We start from the raw sequence: 19,779 nt of genomic DNA, 5'->3' as shown, positions 1-19,779 counted from the left end.
GTCCGTCACGATTCCCACGACACGATCCTCGCCCCGTCCGGGAGCCCACTTGCCTACCGGCGACGCTAGTCGCCGAGGCCCGCCGCGGCACGACACCCCAGCCCAGACCGCACATATCGGCAGCGCTCCGGTGTGACCGCCCTTGCCGGGGCCGTACCTACCGGCCGTACACTTGGGGAACGCTGGCACTCGCACACAGTGAGTGCCAGGCGAGAGGCCGCAAGGGGACGACAGACCTGGAGGTGTGCGCGGATGCTCAGTGAACGCAGACTCGAAGTGCTGCGCGCCATCGTCCAGGACTATGTCGGCACCGAGGAGCCCGTCGGCTCCAAGGCTCTGACCGAGCGGCACAAGCTCGGCGTCTCCCCGGCGACCGTGCGCAACGACATGGCGGTGTTGGAGGAGGAGGGCTACATCGCCCAGCCGCACACCAGCGCGGGGCGCATCCCCACGGACAAGGGGTACCGCCTCTTCGTCGACAAGCTGGCGGGCGTCAAGCCGATGACCCCGCCCGAGCGCCGGGCCATCCAGAACTTCCTCGACGGCGCCGTCGACCTCGACGACGTCGTGGCACGCACGGTGCGGCTGCTCGCGCAGCTGACCCGGCAGGTCGCGGTGGTGCAGTACCCGTCGCTCACGCGGTCGACGGTGCGCCATGTCGAGCTGCTGTCGTTGGCACCGGCCCGGCTGATGCTCGTACTGATCACGGACACCGGCCGCGTCGAGCAGCGCATGGTCGACTGCCCCGCCCCCTTCGGTGAGACCTCGCTCGCCGATCTGCGGGCGCGGCTCAACAGCCGGGTCGTCGGCCGGCGCTTCACCGACGTGCCGCAGCTGGTGCAGGATCTGCCGGAGGCCTTCGAGAGCGAGGACCGCGGCACCGTCTCGACCGTGCTCTCGACGCTGCTCGAGACGCTGGTCGAGGAGACCGAGGAGCGGCTGATGATCGGCGGCACCGCCAATCTCACCCGCTTCGCACATGACTTCCCCCTCACGATCCGGCCGGTGCTCGAGGCGCTTGAGGAGCAGGTCGTGCTCCTCAAGCTGCTCGGCGAGGCCAAGGATTCTCAAATGACCGTACGGATCGGTCATGAGATCGCCCATGAGGGGCTCAACTCCACGTCTGTGGTGTCGGTGGGCTACGGTTCGGGCGGCGAGGCAGTCGCCAAGCTCGGCGTGGTCGGCCCGACCCGCATGGACTACCCGGGAACGATGGGAGCAGTACGCGCAGTGGCACGTTACGTCGGACAGATCCTGGCGGAGTCGTAAGTGGCCACGGACTACTACGCCGTACTCGGCGTGCGCCGCGACGCGTCCCAGGACGAGATCAAGAAGGCCTTCCGGAGGCTCGCCCGCGAGCTGCACCCGGACGTCAATCCCGATCCGAAGACGCAGGAGCGCTTCAAGGAGATCAACGCCGCGTACGAGGTGTTGTCGGACCCGCAGAAGAAGCAGGTCTACGACCTCGGCGGCGATCCGCTCTCGTCGAGCGGTGCAGCGGGAGCGGGCGGCTTCGGAGCCGGCGGCTTCGGCAACTTCTCGGACATCATGGACGCCTTCTTCGGTACGGCGTCCCAGCGGGGCCCGCGGTCGCGTACGCGGCGCGGCCAGGACGCGATGATCCGGCTCGAGATCGAGCTGGACGAGGCGGCGTTCGGGACCACGAAGGACATCCAGGTCGACACGGCCGTGGTGTGCAACACCTGCAACGGCGAGGGTGCCGCTCCCGGCACGTCGGCGCAGACGTGTGACATGTGCCGCGGCCGGGGCGAGGTGTCGCAGGTCACGCGGTCCTTCCTCGGCCAGGTCATGACCTCGCGGCCGTGCCCGCAGTGCCAGGGCTTCGGCACGGTCGTGCCCACCCCGTGCCCGGAGTGCGCGGGCGACGGCCGGGTGCGGTCGCGGCGGACGCTGACCGTGAAGATCCCCGCCGGTGTCGACAACGGCACGCGGATCCAGCTCGCCGGCGAGGGCGAGGTCGGACCGGGTGGCGGGCCCGCGGGCGATCTGTACGTGGAGATCCACGAGCTGCCGCACCCGGTCTTCCAGCGGCGCGGCGACGATCTGCACTGCACGGTCACCATCCCGATGACGGCCGCGGCGCTCGGCACGAAGGTGCCGCTGGAGACGCTGGACGGGCTGGAGGAGGTCGACATCCGGCCCGGTACGCAGTCCGGGCAGTCGATTCCGCTGCACGGGCGTGGCATCACGCATCTGCGGGGTGGCGGGCGTGGCGATCTTGTCGTGCATGTCGAGGTGCAGACGCCGACGAAGCTTGATCCTGAGCAGGAGCGGTTGCTGCGGGAGCTGGCGAAGCTGCGGGGGGAGGAGCGGCCCACGGGGCAGTTCCAGCCGGGGCAGCAGGGGCTTTTCTCGCGGCTCAAGGATGCGTTCAACGGGCGGTGACGCCTTTGGGGGCGTCACCCTTGCGGTTGGGTGCCCCCGTTGCACGGGGTGGGCCTTACATACGACGTTGCCGTGCGTCGTGGTGCTGTGCCCACCCGTTCCGCCCTGCGGAACGATTGCCCACAGCGGTAGCGGCGCGGCAGCGCCCCGAAGGGGCGCGGGGCTGTGACATATGCGGCTCCGCCCTATGCGGAAGGGTGGATTCGGTGTTGTTTTCCGGTCGTGACAACATGCCGTCATGTCCAGCGCACTGAGCGATCTTTTTCCGATTCCGATCGTGCAGGCCCCCATGGCGGGGGGCGTCTCGCGGCCGCTGCTTGCCGCTGCTGTGTCGGAGGCCGGCGGGCTCGGTTTTCTCGCGGCCGGGTACAAGACCGCCGACGGGATGTACCAGGAGATCAAACAGCTGCGCTCGCTGACCGGCCGGCCGTTCGGCGTCAATCTCTTCATGCCGCAGCCCGAGTATGCGGACCCGGCCGCCGTCGACGTCTACCGCTGCCAGCTCGCCGGTGAGGCCGCCTGGTACGGCACCGAGCTCGGCGATCCGGACAGCGGCCGCGACGACGGCTACGACGCCAAGCTGGCGATCCTCCTCGACGACCCGGTGCCGGTCGTCTCCTTCCACTTCGGCTGCCCCGCCCCCGAGGTGCTCGAGTCGTTCTCGCGCGCGGGCACGCTGACCATGGTCACCGCCACCACGGTCGAGGAGGCCCAGGCCGTGCAGCGGGCCGGCGCCGACGCCGTAGTCGTCCAGGGCGTCGAGGCGGGCGGCCACCAGGGCACGCACCGCGACAATCCGGAGAACGACGCCGCGGGCATCGGCCTGCTGTCGCTGGTCACACAGGTACGCGAGAGCGTGCGGCTGCCGATCGTGGCGGCCGGCGGGATCATGCGCGGCGCGCAGATCGCCGGGGCGTTCGCGGCCGGTGCCCAGGCGGCGCAGCTGGGCACGGCGTTCCTGGCCACACCCGAGTCGGGCGCCAACGCCCTGCACAAGGACGCGCTGACCAACCCCCTCTTCGTCCGCACCGAACTGACGCGCGCCTTTTCCGGGCGCCCGGCCCGCGGTCTCGTCAACCGCTTCATGCGTGAGCACGGCCCGTACGCCCCGGCCGCGTACCCCCAGATCCACCACCTCACCTCCGGCCTGCGCAAGGCGGCCGCGGTGGCCGGTGACCCGCAGGGCATGGCGCTGTGGGCCGGACAGGGGCACCGGCTGGCACGGGAGCTCCCGGCCGGGCAGCTCGTCGAGGTGCTGGCCGCCGAACTGCACGCGGCGAAGGCGGCCCTGTCGGCGGGGAGCGGCTCATGACCGCGCCGGTGTTCGTGGTGGACGAGGTCCCGGACGGCCCCGAGTACGTACTGGAGGGGCCCGAGGGGCGGCACGCCGTCTCGGTCAAGCGGCTGCGGCCCGGCGAGGAAATCGTGCTCACCGATGGGCGCGGCCGCTGGACGGAAGGCGTCGTGAGGGCGGCCGAGGGCAAGGACCGGCTCGTGGTCAGTGATCTGACGGGCATTCAGGAGGAGCCGGCCCCCACCCCCCGGATCACCGTCGTGCAGGCCCTGCCCAAGGGCGACCGAGGCGAGCTCGCCGTGGAGACCATGACGGAGACCGGTGTCGACGCGATCGTGCCGTGGTCGGCGTCGCGCTGCATCACGCAGTGGAAGGGCGAGCGGGGCGTCAAGGCGCTCGGCAAGTGGCGCGCGACGGCGCGCGAGGCGGGCAAGCAGTCGCGGCGGGTGCGCTTCCCCGAGGTGGCGGACGCCATGACGACCAGACAGGTCGCCGCGCTCCTGGCCGAAGCCGACCTGGCGGCCGTCCTGCACGAGGAACGGGACTACGGCAGCGAGCCGCTCGCCACCGCCGAACTCCCCACGACGGGCGAGATCGTGCTCGTCGTAGGGCCTGAAGGGGGAGTCTCACCCGAAGAGCTGCAGGTCTTTGCGGCGGCAGGCGCCAGGACGTACCGGCTGGGGCGTACCGTGCTGCGTACGTCGACCGCGGGGACGGCGGCGGTCGCGCTGCTGCTCGGCCGCACCGGCCGCTGGTCCTGACGCAGGCGACGCGTCCCTGAGGGTCCCCAAGAGGAGGTCGCGTTGGAACTCGCCCAGGTGAGGCTGCTCGTCTCTGACTTCCCGGCCTGCTACCGCTTCTACGCCGATGTGCTCGGGCTGAAGCCGCAGTCGGGAGCGGAGAACGGCCCGTACGAGAAGTTCAGTCCCGCCGTCGGATCGGCGGGCATCGCGCTGCAGGACCGCGCCATGATGGCCGAGGTGCTCGGCGAGCTCGCCGACTCCGTGAACGGGCACCGCTCCCTGGTGGTGCTGCGCGTCGACAACCTCGACGCCTACTGCGCGGAACTCGTGGGCCGCGGAGCGATCCTCGAACACGGGCCCGCCGCCATGACGGACCGTATGCGCGTGGCCCACCTCAAGGACCCCGAGGGCAATCTGGTGGAGCTTCAGGAGTGGCTGCTGATGCGCGGCTGACGGGCCGCGGGAGGCGCGACAGGGCAGGTGACCGCGCAGGTCCGCGGCCCGAACTGATCGCCCGAACTGATCGAAAACGCTGACCTGGACGCCGGTCACTGCTTAGTGTGATCGGGTGACACAGCCTGCGTACCTTCGGTTCCCGCATCTGCACGGCGACCTGCTCGCCTTCACCGCTGAGGACGACGTCTGGGTCGCGCCCCTCGACGGCGGCCGCACCTGGCGGGTCAGCGCCGACAACGTCCCCGTCAACCACCCGCGGATCTCCCCGGACGGGACCACCGTCGCCTGGGCGTCCACCCGCGACGGGGCCCCCGAGGTCCATGTCGCACCCGTCGACGGCGGGCCGTCACGGCGGCTGACGTACTGGGGAAGCCAGCGCACGACCGTCCGCGGCTGGACCCCGGACGGGCACGTGCTCGCGCTCACCACCCACGGCCAGGCATCGCTGCGCCGCAGCTGGGCGCGGGCCGTGCCGCTCGACGGCGGTCCCGCGGCCACCCTTCCGTACGGGCCCGTGGGCGCCGTCGCGTACGGCCCGGACTCCCAAGTCGTCCTGCTGTCCGCGCCGATGGGACGCGAGGCCGCCTGGTGGAAGCGCTACCGGGGCGGCACCGCGGGCAAGCTGTGGATCGACCGCGAGGGCGACGGCGAGTTCGTGCGACTGCACGAGGGGCTCGACGGGAACCTCGAATACCCGATGTGGGTGGGCGAGAGGGTCGCGTTCCTCTCCGACCACGAGGGCGCGGGCGCGGTCTACTCGTCCCTGGCCGATGGCTCCGACCTGCGGCGGCACACGCCCGTCGACACCGAGGCCGGCTTCTACGCACGCCACGCGTCGACCGACGGCAGCCGGGTCGTCTACGCCAGCGCCGGGGAAGTGTGGCTCCTCGACGACCTCGACGGCGCCGAACCCCGCCGACTCGACCTGCGTCTCGGCGGGCAGCGGGTCGACCTGCAGCCGCACCCCGTGACCGCCGTCCGCTGGTTCGGCGCCGCCGCGCCCGACCACACCGGGCGCGGCAGCGCCGTCTCCGTCCGCGGCGCCGTCCACTGGGTCACGCACCGGGAGGGACCCGCCCGCGCGCTCGCCGCCACGCAGGGCGTACGCGCCCGGCTGCCGCGGACCTTCCGGGTGGACGGCGAGGAACACGTCGTGTGGGTCACCGACGCCGAAGGCGACGACGCGCTGGAGTTCGCCCCGGCCACCGGCCTCGCACCCGGCGCGACCCCGCGGCGGCTCGCAGCCGGGCAGCTCGGCCGCGTCCTGAGCCTCGCGATGGCCCCCGACGGCAGCCGTGCCGCCGTCGCCTCGCACGACGGGCGGGTGCTGCTCGTCGAGCGGGAGACAGGGGAGGTACGGGAGGTCGACCGCAGCGAGCATTCAGACGCGAACGGGCTGGTCTTCTCGCCCGATTCGGCGTGGCTCGCCTGGTCCCACGCCGGGCCCGAACCGCTGCGCCAGATCAAGCTCGCCAACATCGCGGACCTGTCCGCCACGGAGGCGACGCCGCTGCGGTTCCGCGACTACTCGCCCGCGTTCACGCTGGACGGCAAGCACCTGGCGTTCCTGTCGGCGCGGTCCTTCGACCCGGTCTACGACGAGCACGTCTTCGACCTGGCGTTCGTGGGCGGTTCGCGGCCGCACCTGATCACCCTGGCCGCCACGACCCCGTCGCCCTTCGGGCCGCAGCGGCACGGCAGGCCGTTCGACGCGCCCGACAAGGACGAGACGCCCGACAGCGAGGGCGCCCCTGTCACCCGTATCGACCTCGACGGGCTCGCCGACCGCATCGTGCCGTTCCCCGTCGAGGCCGCCCGCTACACGACCCTGCGTGCCGCCAAGGACGGCGTGCTGTGGCTGCGGCACCCGGTCCTTGGGGCGCTCGGCGCCTCCCGCGCCACGCCCTCCGACCCCGATCCGAAGTCGGAGCTGGAGCGCTACGACCTGGTGCAGCAGCGCCTCGAGGAACTCGCCGCGGACGCCGATCACTTCGCGGTCAGCGGCGACGGCAAGCGCGTCCTGCTGTGGACCGGGGAACGGCTCAAGGTGGTGCCGAGCGACCGGCGCGCCTCGAACGACGACGACAGTGACACCAACATCACCGTGGACCTGTCGCGCATCCGGCGGACCATCGACCCCGCCGCCGAATGGCGCCAGATGTTCGACGAGACCGGCCGCCTCATGCGGGACAACTTCTGGCGGGCCGACCTCGGCGGCGTCGACTGGGACGGCGTCCTCGACCGCTACCGGCCCGTCCTGGAGCGCGTCGCCACCCACGACGACCTCGTCGACCTGCTGTGGGAGGTCCAGGGCGAGCTCGGCACCTCGCACGCCTACGTCACACCGCGCGGCGGCTGGGGCGGCCCCGGGACCCGGCAGGGGCTGCTCGGCGCCGACATCTCACGGCACGACGACGGCAGTTGGCGCATCGACCGCATCCTTCCGTCGGAGACGTCCGACCCCGACGCGCACTCGCCACTCGCCGCGCCCGGCGTCGCCGTGCGCGCCGGGGACGCGATCGTCGCGGTCGGCGGACAGCCCGTCGACCCGGTGACCGGGCCCGGACCGCTGCTCGTCGGTACGGCGGGCAAACCCGTCGAACTGACGATCTCACCGGCCGGCGGGGGAGACCTGCGCCATCCCGTGGTCGTCCCCATCGACGACGAGGAGCCCCTGCGATACCACGCCTGGGTCGCGGACCGCCGCGCGTACGTCCATGAGAAGTCCGGCGGACGGCTCGGCTATCTGCACGTCCCCGACATGCAGGCGCCCGGCTGGGCGCAGATCCACCGCGACCTGCGCGTCGAGGTCGCCCGCGAGGGACTGGTCGTGGACGTCCGCGAGAACCGCGGCGGCCACACCTCCCAGCTCGTCATCGAGAAGCTCGCCCGGCGGATCGTCGGCTGGGACCTGCCGCGTGGAATGCAGCCGTACAGCTATCCGCTGGACGCGCCGCGCGGGCCCGTCGTCGCCGTCGCCAACGAGTTCTCCGGCTCGGACGGCGACATCGTCAACGCAGCGATCAAGGCGCTGGGCATCGGCCCGGTTGTGGGCGTCCGCACCTGGGGCGGCGTGATCGGCATCGACAGCCGCTACCGGCTCGTCGACGGCACGCTCGTCACCCAGCCGAAGTACGCCTTCTGGCTGGAGGGATACGGGTGGGGCGTCGAGAACCACGGCGTCGACCCGGACGTCGAGGTCGTCCAGGCGCCGCAGGACCATGCGGCGGGGCGGGATCCGCAGCTGGACGAGGCGATACGGATCGCGCTGGCCGCGCTCGCGGAGAACCCGGCGAAGGCGGCGCCGGAGCTTCCGCCGCTCGACTGAGCCGGCGCCGGGCTTCCGGCGCTCGACTGAGCGGCGCCCACCGCGGGGCGGCGCGGGCGCCGCGGGCGGTGGATACGATGCCGTCGTAACGATCACGTCGTGAGGAGGCCGTAGATGGCGGGCGAAGCGCAGGCCGACTGTCTGTTCTGCAAGATCGTCGCGGGAGAGGTCCCGGCAACCGTCGTACGGGAGACCGAGACCACCGTCGCCTTCCGCGACATCAACCCGCAGGCACCCACCCACGTCCTGATCATCCCGAAGGTGCACTACCCGGACGCCGCCACGCTCGCCGCCGCCGAGCCGACCATCATCGCCGACATACTGCGTGAGTCCCGCGAGGTCGCCGCAGGGGACAAGATCGAGGACAGGGGCTACCGGGTCGTCTTCAACACCGGCACCGGCGCGGGCCAGACCGTGTTCCACGCGCACCTGCACGTGCTGGGCGGCCGCGGCCTCGAGTGGCCCCCCGGGTAGCGGGAGCGGTAACCGACCTTGTCCGTACGTGAACTGGTGGTCCTCGGCACCGCCAGCCAGGTCCCCACCCGGCACCGCAACCACAACGGCTATCTGCTGCGCTGGGACGGCGAGGGCATCCTCTTCGACCCAGGCGAGGGCACCCAGCGGCAGATGCTGCGCGCCGGGGTCGCCGCGCACGACCTGAACCGGCTGTGCGTCACGCACTTCCACGGCGACCACTCGCTCGGACTCGCCGGGGTGATCCAGCGGATCAACCTCGACCGCGTCCCGCACGAGATCACGGCGCACTATCCCCGGTCCGGAAAGCGGTTCTTCGACCGGCTGCGGTACGCGACGGCGTACCGCGAGACGGTCGGCCTGACCGAGGTGCCGGTCGCCGCTGACGGGGTGGTGGCGACCACCTCGTCGTACGCCCTTGAGGCGCGTCGGCTTTCGCACCCCGTCGAGTCCTACGGCTACCGGCTCCTCGAACCGGACGGCCGCCGCATGCTCCCGGACCGGCTCGCCGCGTACGGCATCGAAGGACCGGACGTGGGCCGCATCCAGCGTGAGGGCGTGCTGAACGGCGTGGCCCTGGAGCAGGTCAGCGAGGTGCGGCGCGGTCAGCGGTTCGCCTTCGTCATGGACACCCGGTTGTGCGAGGGCGTGCACGCGCTCGCCGAGGGCTGCGACATGCTCGTCATCGAGTCGACGTTCCTTCACGAGGACGAGCAACTGGCCGTGGAGCACGGTCACCTGACCGCTGTCCAGGCGGGCCGGGTCGCGCGGGACGCGGGCGTGCGGCATCTCGTACTGACGCACTTCAGCCAGCGCTACAACGACCGCGGCGGCCCTTCGGCGGCCGGGGTCGCGGAGAAGTTCGAGCGCGAGGCGCGCGTCGCCGGGTTCGACGGGGAGCTGACGGTGGCGGCGGATCTGATGCGGGTGCCGCTGCCGAAGCGGGGCGGGCGGTAAGTCGGTAACGGGCACGCACGCGTGCTCTTCGTTTTCGCTCGTTTCGGCCGTGCGGGTCGTCCGCGTACAGCCCGTCCGGTCCCTTTTCTCCGCTGTGCGGCGCTCCTCGTACGATGAAGATCCAGTGCCGCCTCACGGCACGCACCCCCACGACTCGACGTAAGGCGCGCCCGTGCCCCTCCCCAAAGCCGAACTCCACCTCCACATCGAGGGCACCCTCGAACCCGAGCTCGCCTTCGCGCTCGCCGCGCGCAACGGCGTCGAGCTGCCGTACGCGGACACCGAAGAGCTGCGCAAGGCCTACCAGTTCAGTGATCTGCAGTCGTTCCTGGATCTCTACTACGAGCTGATGGCCGTGCTCCGCACCGAGCAGGACTTCGAGGAGCTCACGGACGCGTATCTCGAGCGGGCCGCCGCGCAGGGCGTGCGGCATGCGGAGATCTTCTTCGACCCGCAGGCGCACATGGCGCGTGGTGTCGGCATCGGTACGGTGATCGAAGGCCTGGGGCGGGCCCTGGACCGGTCCGAAGAGCGGCACGGCGTCTCCACGCAGCTGATCATGTGCTTCCTGCGGGACCAGTCCGCCGAGTCGGCGATGGAGACACTCGAGGCCGCGAAGCCGTATCTGAACCGGATCGTGGGCGTCGGGCTCGATTCGGCCGAGGTGGGGCATCCGCCGGTGAAGTTCCGCGAGGTGTACGAGGCGGCGGCCGCCCTCGGGCTGCGGCGGGTCGCCCACGCGGGCGAGGAGGGACCGCCCGCGTACATCTGGGAGGCCCTCGACGTGCTCGGCGTCGAGCGCGTCGACCACGGGCTGCGGGCCATGGAGGACCAGGAGCTGGTGGAGCGGCTGGTACGGGAGCGGGTGCCGCTGACGCTGTGCCCGCTGTCGAACGTACGGCTGCGTGCCGTGGACGTCCTCGAGCAGCACCCGCTGGGGCGGATGCTCGACGCCGGGCTGATGTGCACCGTCAACTCCGACGATCCCGCCTACTTCGGCGGGTACGTCGGGGACAACTTCCATGCGGTGCGCGATGCGCTCGGGCTTGAGCTGGAGCAGATGCGGGTGCTTGCGCGGAACTCCTTCGAGGCGGCGTTCCTCGAGCATGACGAGGGGCGGCGGGGGCGGTATCTGGCGGAGGTCGAGGCGTACGAGTTCGGGGGGTGACCGTTCTTCGCCGCTCCGCGGCGGGGTTTTTGGCCCTCCGGGCCACGGTTCCGGCCGCTCCGCGGCCACCCTCCGCACGCCGCTCCGCGGCCCCCCCTCGCACGCCGCTCCGCGGCTCAGCGGGGCGCGGTTGAGGCCGTTTCGTGGGGCGTCGGCTGGTGGCCCGCGGGGGCGAACGCCCGTTTGGTGAGGGGGCGTCGTGGGGCCCGGACCGTGATCTCCACGATCGGCTGCTCCGGCGTGCCGATCTGGGGGAGCGGGCCGGTCGGGGCGCCGGTCTTGGCGGCGAGTACCGCCGCGGGCGCACCGCCCCGGCGGCGGATGGCGCCGGGTACGAGCGGGCGGCCGCCGGTGTGCAGGGCGACCGCCGTGAGCGGTGCCGCGAGGATCAGGAGCCCGGCTCCCAGCAGGGCGCCCATCGCCGGGTAGCCCGCCCACGTCGACAGCAGGCTGCCCGCGAGCGGGCCGCAGGCCGTACCGAGCGATGAAGCCGAGCCGCACAGCACCGCCCAGCGGCCGCGCTGGTCGAGCGACGCGGCCAGACCGATCAGGTACGACAGGACCACCGGGTAGACGGTGTTCCAGGCGATCTCGCCGGTCGCGAAGGACGGCAGGTCGTCGGCGGACGCGCTGACCGCGATGCAGCAGGCGATCAGCGCGGTGCCCGCGCCGATCGGCAGTGCGCGCCCCAGCCTCGCGCCCAGCACACCCGCGCCGATGACGCCGAGGAGCGCGGCGCCCAGTGCCGCCGCGAAGACCGCGCCCACGGCGGCTTCGCCGAGCCCCGCCTGGCTGGTGCCGATACGGCTGCTCACGCCCCACAGCGCGTTCTGGGCCAGGGACCAGCACATCATGGCGCCCGCGAGGACGAGTCCCGAACGGCGGTGCGGGAGGGGGGCTGTGGGCGCCGCAGCGTGCCCGGCCGCGATGCCCGGCCCGGGCAGCCGGCCCGTCGCGGGCCACACCAGCAGCGCCGTGAGCGCGAGTGCGGCGAAGGGCAGCCCGTGTCCGCCGCCGAGGTGCGGGATCGTCAGATACAGGGCGCCGGCCAGTGCCGACACGCCGAGCAGTCCGAGCGTCGAGGTCCGGTGAGGATCGCGTCGGCCGGCGATGCCCGCCGCGGCGACCGTCGTCGCCGTACCGGATCCGAGTCCGCCCGCTGCCACGCCTGCCACGACGAGTGGTACGGCCGAGGACAGGGCGGCGCAGCCGTAGCCGGTGGCCGCCAGCAGCAGTCCGGCCCGGGCCAGCCGTCCCGGGCCGAGGGCCTCCACGCGGGAGGCGAGGACGAATCCCGCGGAGGCGGAACACAGCAGCAGGGCACTGCCGACGGCTCCGGCCTGAGTGGGTCCGAGTCCCAGGCCGGCACCGAGCCGGCCCATCACGGTGGGCAGGAGATAGGCGGCGAGATAGCCGGCCGTGAAGAGGGCGACGAGCGGCCAGGAGGCAGCGGACAGCACGGAGTTGCGGCGCGGCGACACGGGCGTTCCCAGGGCATGCGAAAACGACAGATGAGGGATGAAGAGGGGTGGAGCGGCTGTCGACGGACAGGAACGCGCGCCAATTTGTATCAAGCACGTAGAGCCGCGAAGAAGCCGGGGAGGTGTGATCTGCGGCACATTGGGTTTGCTGTGCCGACGTCCGGGTAGCAGTGGCGCTTCACGCGGTCGGCGCCTCGGCCCGTCGCCTCAGTTCGGCGTCCTGGTCCAGGCCTCGATTCGGCGTCTTGGTCCAGAGGTAGGTTCGGCGTGGCTCGGGCCCCGGGCCGGCGGCGAGTCGCGGGTGAGGTGAGGTGTGGCGGCCGCTCAGCGCCAGTTCGGAGCGCCGTTCGCCGGGGGTGCCGTCGCCTCGATCTTGGCGCGGATCTCCTGCATCACGGAGATGATCTGCCGCTCGTGTTCGTCCGTGAGCCGCGCGACCGGTACGGAGCAGCTGATCGCGTCCTGTGCGGGTGCGGGGGCGTCGTAGCGCAGTGCGAAGCCGAAGCCGACGATGCCGATGACGCCCTCCTCGCGGTCGGTGGAGTAGCCGCGCTCGCGGACCGTGGCCAGGTCGGCGGCGAGTGCGGCGCGATCGGTGAGGGTGTTCGGGGTGGCGCGTTCGTAAGGGCCGTCGGGCAGCTCGGTGTCCGGGCGTTCGGCGAGCAGCGCCTTGCCGAGCGCGCCCATGTGGGCGGGCAGCCGTCGGCCAACCCGGCTGATCGTGCGCAGGTATTCGTGCGACTCCCGGGTGGCCAGATACGCCACGTCCGCTCCGTCGAGCCGGCCCATGTGGAGGGTCTCGCCGAGCGCCTCCGACGCCTCGTCGAGGTAGGGGCGTACGAGGCGTACGCGCGGGTCGGAGTCCAGGTAGGTCGTGCCGGTCAGCAGGGCGTGGATGCCGATGCCGTAAAGGGAGCCGGTGATGTCGGTGCGGACCCAGCCGCGGCTGATCAGCGTCTGCAGCAGGGCGTACATCGAGCTGCGGGGCACGCGGAGCTCGTCGGCGAGCTCCCGCAGGCGCGCGGGCCGGTCGCCGCGCGCGGCCAGCAGCTCCAGCAACTCCACTGTGCGGGCGGCGGACTTCACCTCGCGCACGCCGCCCGGCTCGGGCGCCGGGCGTGCTTCCGGTTCGGCGTCTGCGCCTGTTCGCGGGCGGCCGTCATCCGACATGCGTCGATCGTAGTCGGGGGCGGCCGCGCGGGATCGGGTGCGGGCGTGGTGCGCTCCGCGTCCGCCCCGGCCATTGACGGTCTCCGTTCGCGTATCTAGCCTCCATTCTCAATGATGGACATCATCTACGTATGAAGATGAAGGGGCGAGGATGACGACGGAGCGCGATCTCACCATCAGCGAGGTGCGGCTCACGCCGGTCCTCATCGCCGACCCGCCGCTGCTGAACACGCAGGGGGTCCACCAGCCCTACACGCCGCGCCTCATCGTGGAGGTCGTGACCGCCGCCGGGATCACGGGCGTCGGCGAGACGTACGGCGACACCAAGTACCTCGAGCTGGCCCGGCCCTTCGCCGACCGGCTCGTCGGGCGTCAGGTCTCGGACCTGGGCGGACTCTTCACCGTCGCCGACGAGGTGGACGTGGACGCCGCCCGCGTCGAGAACGCCCTCGACGTCGGCGGTCAGCGCGGCGTCCAGACCGCCGACAAGCTGCGGCTCTCCGTCGTGTCCGGCTTCGAGGTCGCCTGCCTCGACGCGCTCGGCAAGGCGCTCGGCCTGCCCGTGCACGCGTTGCTCGGCGGCAAGGTGCGCGACGCGGTCGAGTACAGCGCCTACCTCTTCTACAAGTGGGCCGACCACCCCGCGGGCGTGCCGAGCGAGAAGGACGACTGGGGTGAGGCCGTCGATCCCGCCGGGATCGTCGAGCAGGCCCGCAGGTTCACCGAGCGCTACGGCTTCACGTCCTTCAAGCTCAAGGGCGGCGTGTTCCCGCCCGACGAGGAGATCGCCGCGATCAGGGCCCTCGCCGAGGCCTTCCCCGGCCACCCACTGCGCCTGGACCCCAACGGCGCCTGGTCCGTGGAGACCTCGCTGAAGGTCGCCGCCGCACTCGGGGACGTGCTCGAGTACCTGGAGGACCCGACGCTCGGCACCGATGCCATGGCCGAGGTCGCGTCGCGGACCTCCATCCCGCTCGCCACCAACATGTGCGTGACGACCTTCGCCGAGATCAAGGAGGCGTTCACGCGCGATGCCGTCCAAGTGGTGCTCTCCGACCACCACTACTGGGGCGGACTGCGCAACACCCGGGAACTGGCCGCCATCTGCCGCACGTTCGGTGTCGGCGTCTCCATGCACTCCAACACCCATCTGGGGATCAGCCTCGCCGCGATGACCCAGGTCGCGTCGACCATCCCGGGCCTCCACCACGCCTGCGACTCCCACTACCCCTGGCAGTCCGAGGACGTCATCACCGAACGCATCGCCTTCGAGGGCGGCACCGTGAAGGTCACCGACACCCCCGGCCTGGGCGTGGAGCTCGACCGCGACAAGCTGGCGTTCCTGCACCAGCGGTGGCTCGACGACGACGGGACGATGCGCGACCGCGACGACGAGGCGGCGATGCGGGTCGCCGACCCGGAGTGGACGCCGCCGGCGGTGCCACGCTGGTAGCCCTCATCGGCGGGCACGGGTCCACCGGTGGGGTGTGACTGTTTCCAGCGGTTGACATCTGCTGCTCGGAGCGGTTCGTCCGTCCCGGGGTCCGGCACACTTGGCTCACCAGCACCACTCAGGGAGCGTGTCGTGAGCGCGTACGACGGAGAGCCGCCAGGGGCGTACCACGGAGCACATGTGGACCCGCTTGCCGGGCTGCGTACCGCCGACGACCCGCCCTGGGACGTCTACCTCACGGGCACCGTCTTCCTCGACATCGTCTTCACCGGGCTCGACTCCGCGCCCGAGCGCGGAACCGAGTCGTGGGCGCGGGGCATGGGCTCGAGCCCGGGCGGCGTGGCCAACATGGCGACCGCGCTCGCCCGGCTGGGCCTGCGCACCTCGCTGGCCGCGGCCTTCGGCGACGACCACTATGGGGAGTACTGCTGGGACGCCCTGGAACAGGGCGAGGGCATCGACCTCTCGGCGTCGCGCAGCGTGCCCGGCTGGCACTCGCCGGTGACCGTCTCCATGGCCTACGAGGGCGAACGCGCCATGGTCTCCCACGGGCACGAACCGCCACCGGAGGAGCCTGCTCCGGATTGCCCGCCACGCGCGCGTGCCGCCATCGCATCGCTCACGCCGGGCAGGCGCGCACCGTGGATCGCCGAGGTCGCGAGCGAGGGGACCCTGGTCTTCGCCGACGTCGGCTGGGACGACACCGGCCGCTGGGACCTGGCCGGGCTGGCCGATCTGGGGCACTGCGAGGCGTTCCTGCCGAACGCCGAGGAGGCCATGCGGTACACCCGTACGGACTGCCCGCGGGCCGCGGCGCACGCCCTCATCGACTACGTGCCGCTCGCCGTGGTCACCCTGGGTGCGCAGGGGGCGTATGCCGTGGACGGGCGGACGGGGGAGACCGCGGAGGTGCCGGCCATCGAGGTCGAGGCGCTCGATCCGACCGGGGCGGGGGATGTCTTCGTCGCCGGGTTCGTCACCGGGACGCTGGCGGGGTGGCCGCTGGCGGACCGGGTGGCGTTCGCGGGGCTGACCGCAGCGCTGTCCGTGCAGGAGTTCGGGGGGTCGTTGTCGGCGCCCGGGTGGGCGGAGATCGCTGCGTGGTGGCGGCGGGTGCGGGCGTATGACGAGCAGGATCCTGGGGCGCTTCGGCGGTACGCCTTCCTGGAAGCGTTGCTTCCGGAAGTCGCCCGGCCGTGGCCGCTTCGGCGGGCCGTGCCGACCATTGGCTTCCGCGCCGCCCGGTAGTCGTCGGTGCCGTACTTTTCGCGGCGCCGTACGTCGTGGGGCTGTGCCCACCCTCCCCCAGCTACCGCTGGGAGGTGCCCCCAGCCCTGCGGAACGATTGCCCACAGCGGTGCGGCCTGGCCGCCCACAGCGGTGCGGAACGCCTGCCCACAGTGGTAGCAGTACGAAAAGGCCTACGGGCATGTCCGTGGGCCGTCGTACCCTGGGCAGTGCACAGGCTGCCGAAGCGGTAGGCAGGCGTTCCGTATTGAGGAGGATGAGCAGGCATTCCGAGCCGGCCCATGACTCAGACACCCACAGCTCACACCCCCGCGCAGGGGCAGGCACGAGCGCACTTCACCGTCCCGGCCAAGCACCCGATGGTCACCGTGCTGGGTTCCGGAGACTCCCTCCTGCGCGTGATCGAGAAGGCCTTCCCGGCGACCGACATCCACGTCCGGGGCAACGAGATCAGCGCCGTCGGCGACGCCCACGAGGTCGCCCTCATCCAGCGCCTGTTCGACGAGATGATGCTGGTGCTCCGCACCGGACAGCCGATGACGGAGGACGCAGTGGAACGCTCGATCGCCATGCTCCGCGCGAGCGAGAACGGCGAGAGCGCCGCCCAGGAGACCCCCTCCGAGGTCCTCACGCAGAACATCCTGTCCTCGCGCGGCCGCACCATCCGCCCCAAGACGCTCAACCAGAAGCGGTACGTCGACGCGATCGACAAGCACACGGTCGTCTTCGGCATCGGCCCGGCCGGTACGGGCAAGACCTATCTCGCCATGGCCAAGGCGGTCCAGGCCCTGCAGTCCAAGCAGGTCAACCGGATCATCCTGACCCGCCCGGCCGTCGAGGCCGGCGAGCGGCTCGGCTTCCTGCCCGGCACGCTCTACGAGAAGATCGACCCGTATCTGCGCCCGCTGTACGACGCGCTGCACGACATGCTCGACCCGGACTCGATCCCGAGGCTGATGGCCGCGGGCACGATCGAGGTCGCGCCGCTGGCGTACATGCGAGGCCGGACGCTCAACGACGCGTTCATCATCCTCGACGAGGCGCAGAACACGAACCCCGAGCAGATGAAGATGTTCCTCACCCGCCTCGGCTTCGACTCGAAGATCGTGATCACGGGTGACGTGACGCAGATCGACCTGCCCGGCGGTACCAAGAGCGGTCTGCGGCAGGTCCGGGAGATCCTCGACGGCGTCGAGGACGTCCACTTCTCCATGCTCACCTCGTCGGACGTCGTACGGCACAAGCTGGTGGGCCGTATCGTCGACGCCTACGAGAAGTACGACCGCCGCAACGGCACCGACCACGGCCCCCACGGTCCTCAAAACCATGGTCCTCAAGGCCCCCACCAGAGCCGAGCCCCCCGGGGTCAGTGAGACCGGGGCAGTGACATCCACCAGCAGGAGACCAGCACGACCATGTCGATCGACGTCAACAACGAGTCCGGCACCGAGGTCGACGAGCAGGCGATCCTCGACATCGCCCGCTACGCCCTCACGCGGATGCGCATCCACCCGCTCTCCGAGCTCTCGGTGATCGTCGTGGACGCCGACGCCATGGAGCAGCTGCACATCCAGTGGATGGACCTGCCGGGACCGACGGATGTCATGTCCTTCCCGATGGACGAGCTGCGCCCGCCGTCGAAGGACGACGAGGAGCCCCCGCAGGGCCTGCTCGGCGACATCGTGCTCTGCCCCGAGGTCGCCGCCAAGCAGGGCCAGGAGGCCCCCACGCAGCACTCCATGGACGAGGAGCTCCAGCTGCTCACCGTCCACGGGGTGCTGCACCTGCTCGGATACGACCACGAGGAGCCCGGCGAGAAGGCCGAGATGTTCGGCCTTCAGCAGGCGATCGTGGACGGCTGGCGGGCGGAGAAGGGCATGACCGGCCCCTCCCCGGCCCCGACCGTCTCATAGTGCCGTGAGCGGTCAACTGATCATCGGCGCCGTCCTGCTGGTCGTCGTCGCCTGGCTCGCCGCCTGCGCGGAGGCCGGCCTCGCGCGCGTCTCCAGCTTCCGCGCGGCGGAGGCGGTCCGCAGCGGACGGCGCGGCGCCGCCAAGCTCGCCCAGGTCGCGTCCGACCCCACCCGCTATCTCAACGTCGCGCTGCTCGTGCGCGTGGCCTGCGAGATGGCGGCGGCCGCGATCGTCACGTACGCGTGCCTGATCGCGATCGACGAGACCTGGGAGGCGCTCGCCATCGCCATCGCGGTGATGGTGCTCGTCAGCTATGTCGCGGTCGGCGTCTCGCCGCGCACCATCGGCCGCCAGCACCCGCTGAACACGGCGACGGCCGCGGCGTACGTCCTGGTGCCGCTGGCCCGCATCATGGGCCCGATCCCGTACCTGCTGATCCTCATCGGCAACGCGCTCACGCCCGGCAAGGGCTTCCGCCGCGGCCCGTTCGCCTCCGAGGCCGAGCTGCGGGCACTCGTCGACCTTGCCGAGCAGGAACAACTGATCGAGGACGAGGAGCGCCGCATGGTGCACTCCGTCTTCGAGCTCGGCGACACCCTCGTACGCGAGGTCATGGTGCCCCGCACCGACCTGGTCGTCATCGAGCGCTTCAAGACGATCCGGCAGGCCCTGACGCTGGCGCTGCGCTCGGGCTTCTCGCGCATCCCGGTGACCGGGGAGAGCGAGGACGACATCGTCGGCATCGTGTATCTCAAGGACCTCGCCCGCAAGACGCACATCAGCCGCGACGCCGAGTCCGAGCTGGTGTCCACCGCGATGCGGCCAGCGGCCTTCGTGCCCGACACCAAGAACGCCGGCGACCTGCTGCGCGAGATGCAGCAGGAGCGCAACCACGTCGCCGTCGTCATCGACGAGTACGGCGGCACGGCCGGCATCGTCACCATCGAGGACATCCTCGAGGAGATCGTCGGCGAGATCACCGACGAGTACGACCGCGAGCTGCCGCCCGTGGAGGAGCTGGGCGAGAGCCGGTACCGGGTCACGGCCCGGCTCGACATCGGCGACCTCGGCGAGCTGTACGGCCTGGAGTCCTACGACGACGAGGACGTGGAGACCGTCGGCGGGCTGCTCGCCAAGGCGCTCGGGCGCGTGCCCATCGCCGGCGCGTCCGCGGTCGTCGAGCTGCCGGACGGTCGCGAGCTGCAGCTCACGGCGGAGGCCGCCGCGGGCCGCCGGAACAAGATCGTGACGGTGCTCGTGGAGCCGGTGGGGCCGGTGGCCCCGGAAGAGGACGATGCCGCGTGAGCCCGGACGAGCTGCGCGCCTTCTGCCTCTCCTTCAACGCGGCGGTCGAGGAGTTCCCCTTCAATCCGGACATCTCGGTCTTCAAGGTGTGCAACAAGATGTTCGCACTGACCGATCTGGCCGGGCGGCCGCTCACCGTCAACCTCAAGTGCGACCCGGAGGACGCGCTGCGGCTGCGCGCCGACCATCCCGGGCGGATCGTTCCGGGCTGGCACATGAACAAACGCCACTGGAACACGGTGACGGTCGGGCCGCTGCCCGACCGTCTGGTCCGTGAACTGATCGAGGACTCCTACGACCTGGTGGTCGCGGGCCTCCCGCGCGCGCAACGCCTCCGCCTCGACCGGCCGTAAGCAGCTCGACCGGCCGTAACCAGTACGTG

General features: G+C 71.5%; 17 protein-coding genes. 15 read left to right on the top strand and 2 right to left on the bottom strand.

All coding sequences use genetic code 11. From position 1 onward, the window contains the following. Positions 1–252 precede the first annotated feature (252 nt). From hrcA to STSP_RS35155, 9 genes are all read left to right on the top strand, one after another. Positions 253–1,269, top strand: coding sequence for a heat-inducible transcriptional repressor HrcA (gene hrcA, locus STSP_RS35195; RefSeq protein WP_067285171.1), 1,017 nt, complete (start codon positions 253–255; stop codon positions 1,267–1,269). Then, the gene (gene dnaJ / locus STSP_RS35190) at positions 1,270–2,406 is read left to right on the top strand and encodes a molecular chaperone DnaJ (RefSeq protein ID WP_067285169.1); all 1,137 of its coding nucleotides are present in this window, start codon (positions 1,270–1,272) and stop codon (positions 2,404–2,406) included. A 238-nt stretch (positions 2,407–2,644) separates the two neighbouring features. Next, positions 2,645–3,718, top strand: a complete 1,074-nt coding sequence (locus tag STSP_RS35185) for a nitronate monooxygenase (protein WP_067285167.1) — start codon at positions 2,645–2,647, stop codon at positions 3,716–3,718. Further along, positions 3,715–4,461 (top strand): 16S rRNA (uracil(1498)-N(3))-methyltransferase, encoded by a 747-nt coding sequence (locus STSP_RS35180; protein ID WP_067285165.1) that lies wholly within the window; start codon positions 3,715–3,717, stop codon positions 4,459–4,461. The genes STSP_RS35185 and STSP_RS35180 overlap by 4 nt, the downstream gene beginning before the upstream one ends. A 42-nt stretch (positions 4,462–4,503) precedes the next feature. Then, the gene (locus STSP_RS35175) at positions 4,504–4,896 is read left to right on the top strand and encodes a VOC family protein (protein ID WP_067285163.1); all 393 of its coding nucleotides are present in this window, start codon (positions 4,504–4,506) and stop codon (positions 4,894–4,896) included. A 115-nt stretch (positions 4,897–5,011) separates the two neighbouring features. Further along, positions 5,012–8,227: a S41 family peptidase gene (locus STSP_RS35170; RefSeq protein ID WP_067285161.1), complete on the top strand. Its 3,216-nt coding sequence runs from the start codon at positions 5,012–5,014 to the stop codon at positions 8,225–8,227. 114 nt (positions 8,228–8,341) lie between these two features. After that, positions 8,342–8,701 (top strand): histidine triad nucleotide-binding protein, encoded by a 360-nt coding sequence (locus STSP_RS35165; RefSeq protein ID WP_067285159.1) that lies wholly within the window; start codon positions 8,342–8,344, stop codon positions 8,699–8,701. Between the two features lie 18 nt (positions 8,702–8,719). Next, positions 8,720–9,658, top strand: coding sequence for a ribonuclease Z (locus tag STSP_RS35160; RefSeq protein WP_067285158.1), 939 nt, complete (start codon positions 8,720–8,722; stop codon positions 9,656–9,658). Positions 9,659–9,830: 172 nt separating this feature from the next. Continuing rightward, complete coding sequence (locus tag STSP_RS35155) at positions 9,831–10,826, top strand: adenosine deaminase (RefSeq protein WP_067285156.1); 996 nt, start codon at positions 9,831–9,833, stop codon at positions 10,824–10,826. A 116-nt stretch (positions 10,827–10,942) separates the two neighbouring features. Here the strand turns inward: STSP_RS35155 and STSP_RS35150 are convergent, their stop codons facing one another. Together STSP_RS35150 and STSP_RS35145 are read right to left on the bottom strand one after the other, a co-directional pair. Beyond that, complete coding sequence (locus STSP_RS35150) at positions 10,943–12,307, bottom strand: MFS transporter (RefSeq protein ID WP_232789917.1); 1,365 nt, start codon at positions 12,305–12,307, stop codon at positions 10,943–10,945. A 324-nt stretch (positions 12,308–12,631) separates the two neighbouring features. Beyond that, a complete protein-coding gene (locus STSP_RS35145) occupies positions 12,632–13,477 on the bottom strand; it encodes an IclR family transcriptional regulator (RefSeq protein WP_078067761.1) in 846 nt (281 codons plus the stop codon). A 151-nt stretch (positions 13,478–13,628) separates the two neighbouring features. Between STSP_RS35145 and STSP_RS35140 the strand changes: the two genes are divergently transcribed. The 6 genes from STSP_RS35140 to STSP_RS35115 all read left to right on the top strand — a co-directional run bounded on the left by STSP_RS35140 (position 13,629) and on the right by STSP_RS35115 (position 19,750). After that, positions 13,629–14,930, top strand: coding sequence for a glucarate dehydratase family protein (locus STSP_RS35140; protein WP_067285154.1), 1,302 nt, complete (start codon positions 13,629–13,631; stop codon positions 14,928–14,930). A gap of 132 nt (positions 14,931–15,062) precedes the next feature. Next, positions 15,063–16,178 carry a carbohydrate kinase family protein gene (locus STSP_RS35135; protein WP_067285152.1) on the top strand — a complete coding sequence of 372 codons (1,116 nt, stop codon included), beginning with the start codon at positions 15,063–15,065 and terminating at the stop codon, positions 16,176–16,178. Positions 16,179–16,459: 281 nt separating this feature from the next. Then, complete coding sequence (locus tag STSP_RS35130) at positions 16,460–17,551, top strand: PhoH family protein (RefSeq protein ID WP_078067760.1); 1,092 nt, start codon at positions 16,460–16,462, stop codon at positions 17,549–17,551. A 42-nt stretch (positions 17,552–17,593) separates the two neighbouring features. After that, a complete protein-coding gene (gene ybeY, locus STSP_RS35125; RefSeq protein WP_067285149.1) occupies positions 17,594–18,091 on the top strand; it encodes an rRNA maturation RNase YbeY in 498 nt (165 codons plus the stop codon). Positions 18,092–18,095: 4 nt separating this feature from the next. Then, a complete protein-coding gene (locus tag STSP_RS35120; RefSeq protein WP_067285147.1) occupies positions 18,096–19,397 on the top strand; it encodes a hemolysin family protein in 1,302 nt (433 codons plus the stop codon). Further along, the gene (locus STSP_RS35115) at positions 19,394–19,750 is read left to right on the top strand and encodes an MmcQ/YjbR family DNA-binding protein (RefSeq protein WP_067285145.1); all 357 of its coding nucleotides are present in this window, start codon (positions 19,394–19,396) and stop codon (positions 19,748–19,750) included. The genes STSP_RS35120 and STSP_RS35115 overlap by 4 nt, the downstream gene beginning before the upstream one ends. The last annotated feature ends 29 nt before the right edge of the window (positions 19,751–19,779 follow it).

This window comes from Streptomyces jeddahensis, assembly GCF_001642995.1.
In the GTDB taxonomy this organism is placed as follows: Bacteria; Actinomycetota; Actinomycetes; order Streptomycetales; family Streptomycetaceae; genus Streptomyces; species Streptomyces jeddahensis.
This window is presented reverse-complemented; position numbering and strand designations above follow the sequence as displayed.

Excerpts from the sequence above, each read along its gene's own strand:
- STSP_RS35185 (WP_067285167.1), top strand. The coding sequence starts at position 2,645 with ATGTCCAGCGCACTGAGCGATCTTTTTCCGATTCCGATCGTGCAGGCC.
- STSP_RS35180 (WP_067285165.1), top strand. The coding sequence starts at position 3,715 with ATGACCGCGCCGGTGTTCGTGGTGGACGAGGTCCCGGACGGCCCCGAG.
- STSP_RS35140 (WP_067285154.1), top strand. The coding sequence starts at position 13,629 with ATGACGACGGAGCGCGATCTCACCATCAGCGAGGTGCGGCTCACGCCG.
- hrcA (WP_067285171.1), top strand. The coding sequence starts at position 253 with ATGCTCAGTGAACGCAGACTCGAAGTGCTGCGCGCCATCGTCCAGGAC.
- ybeY (WP_067285149.1), top strand. The coding sequence starts at position 17,594 with ATGTCGATCGACGTCAACAACGAGTCCGGCACCGAGGTCGACGAGCAG.
- STSP_RS35165 (WP_067285159.1), top strand. The coding sequence starts at position 8,342 with ATGGCGGGCGAAGCGCAGGCCGACTGTCTGTTCTGCAAGATCGTCGCG.
- STSP_RS35145 (WP_078067761.1), bottom strand. The coding sequence starts at position 13,477 with ATGTCGGATGACGGCCGCCCGCGAACAGGCGCAGACGCCGAACCGGAA.
- STSP_RS35130 (WP_078067760.1), top strand. The coding sequence starts at position 16,460 with ATGACTCAGACACCCACAGCTCACACCCCCGCGCAGGGGCAGGCACGA.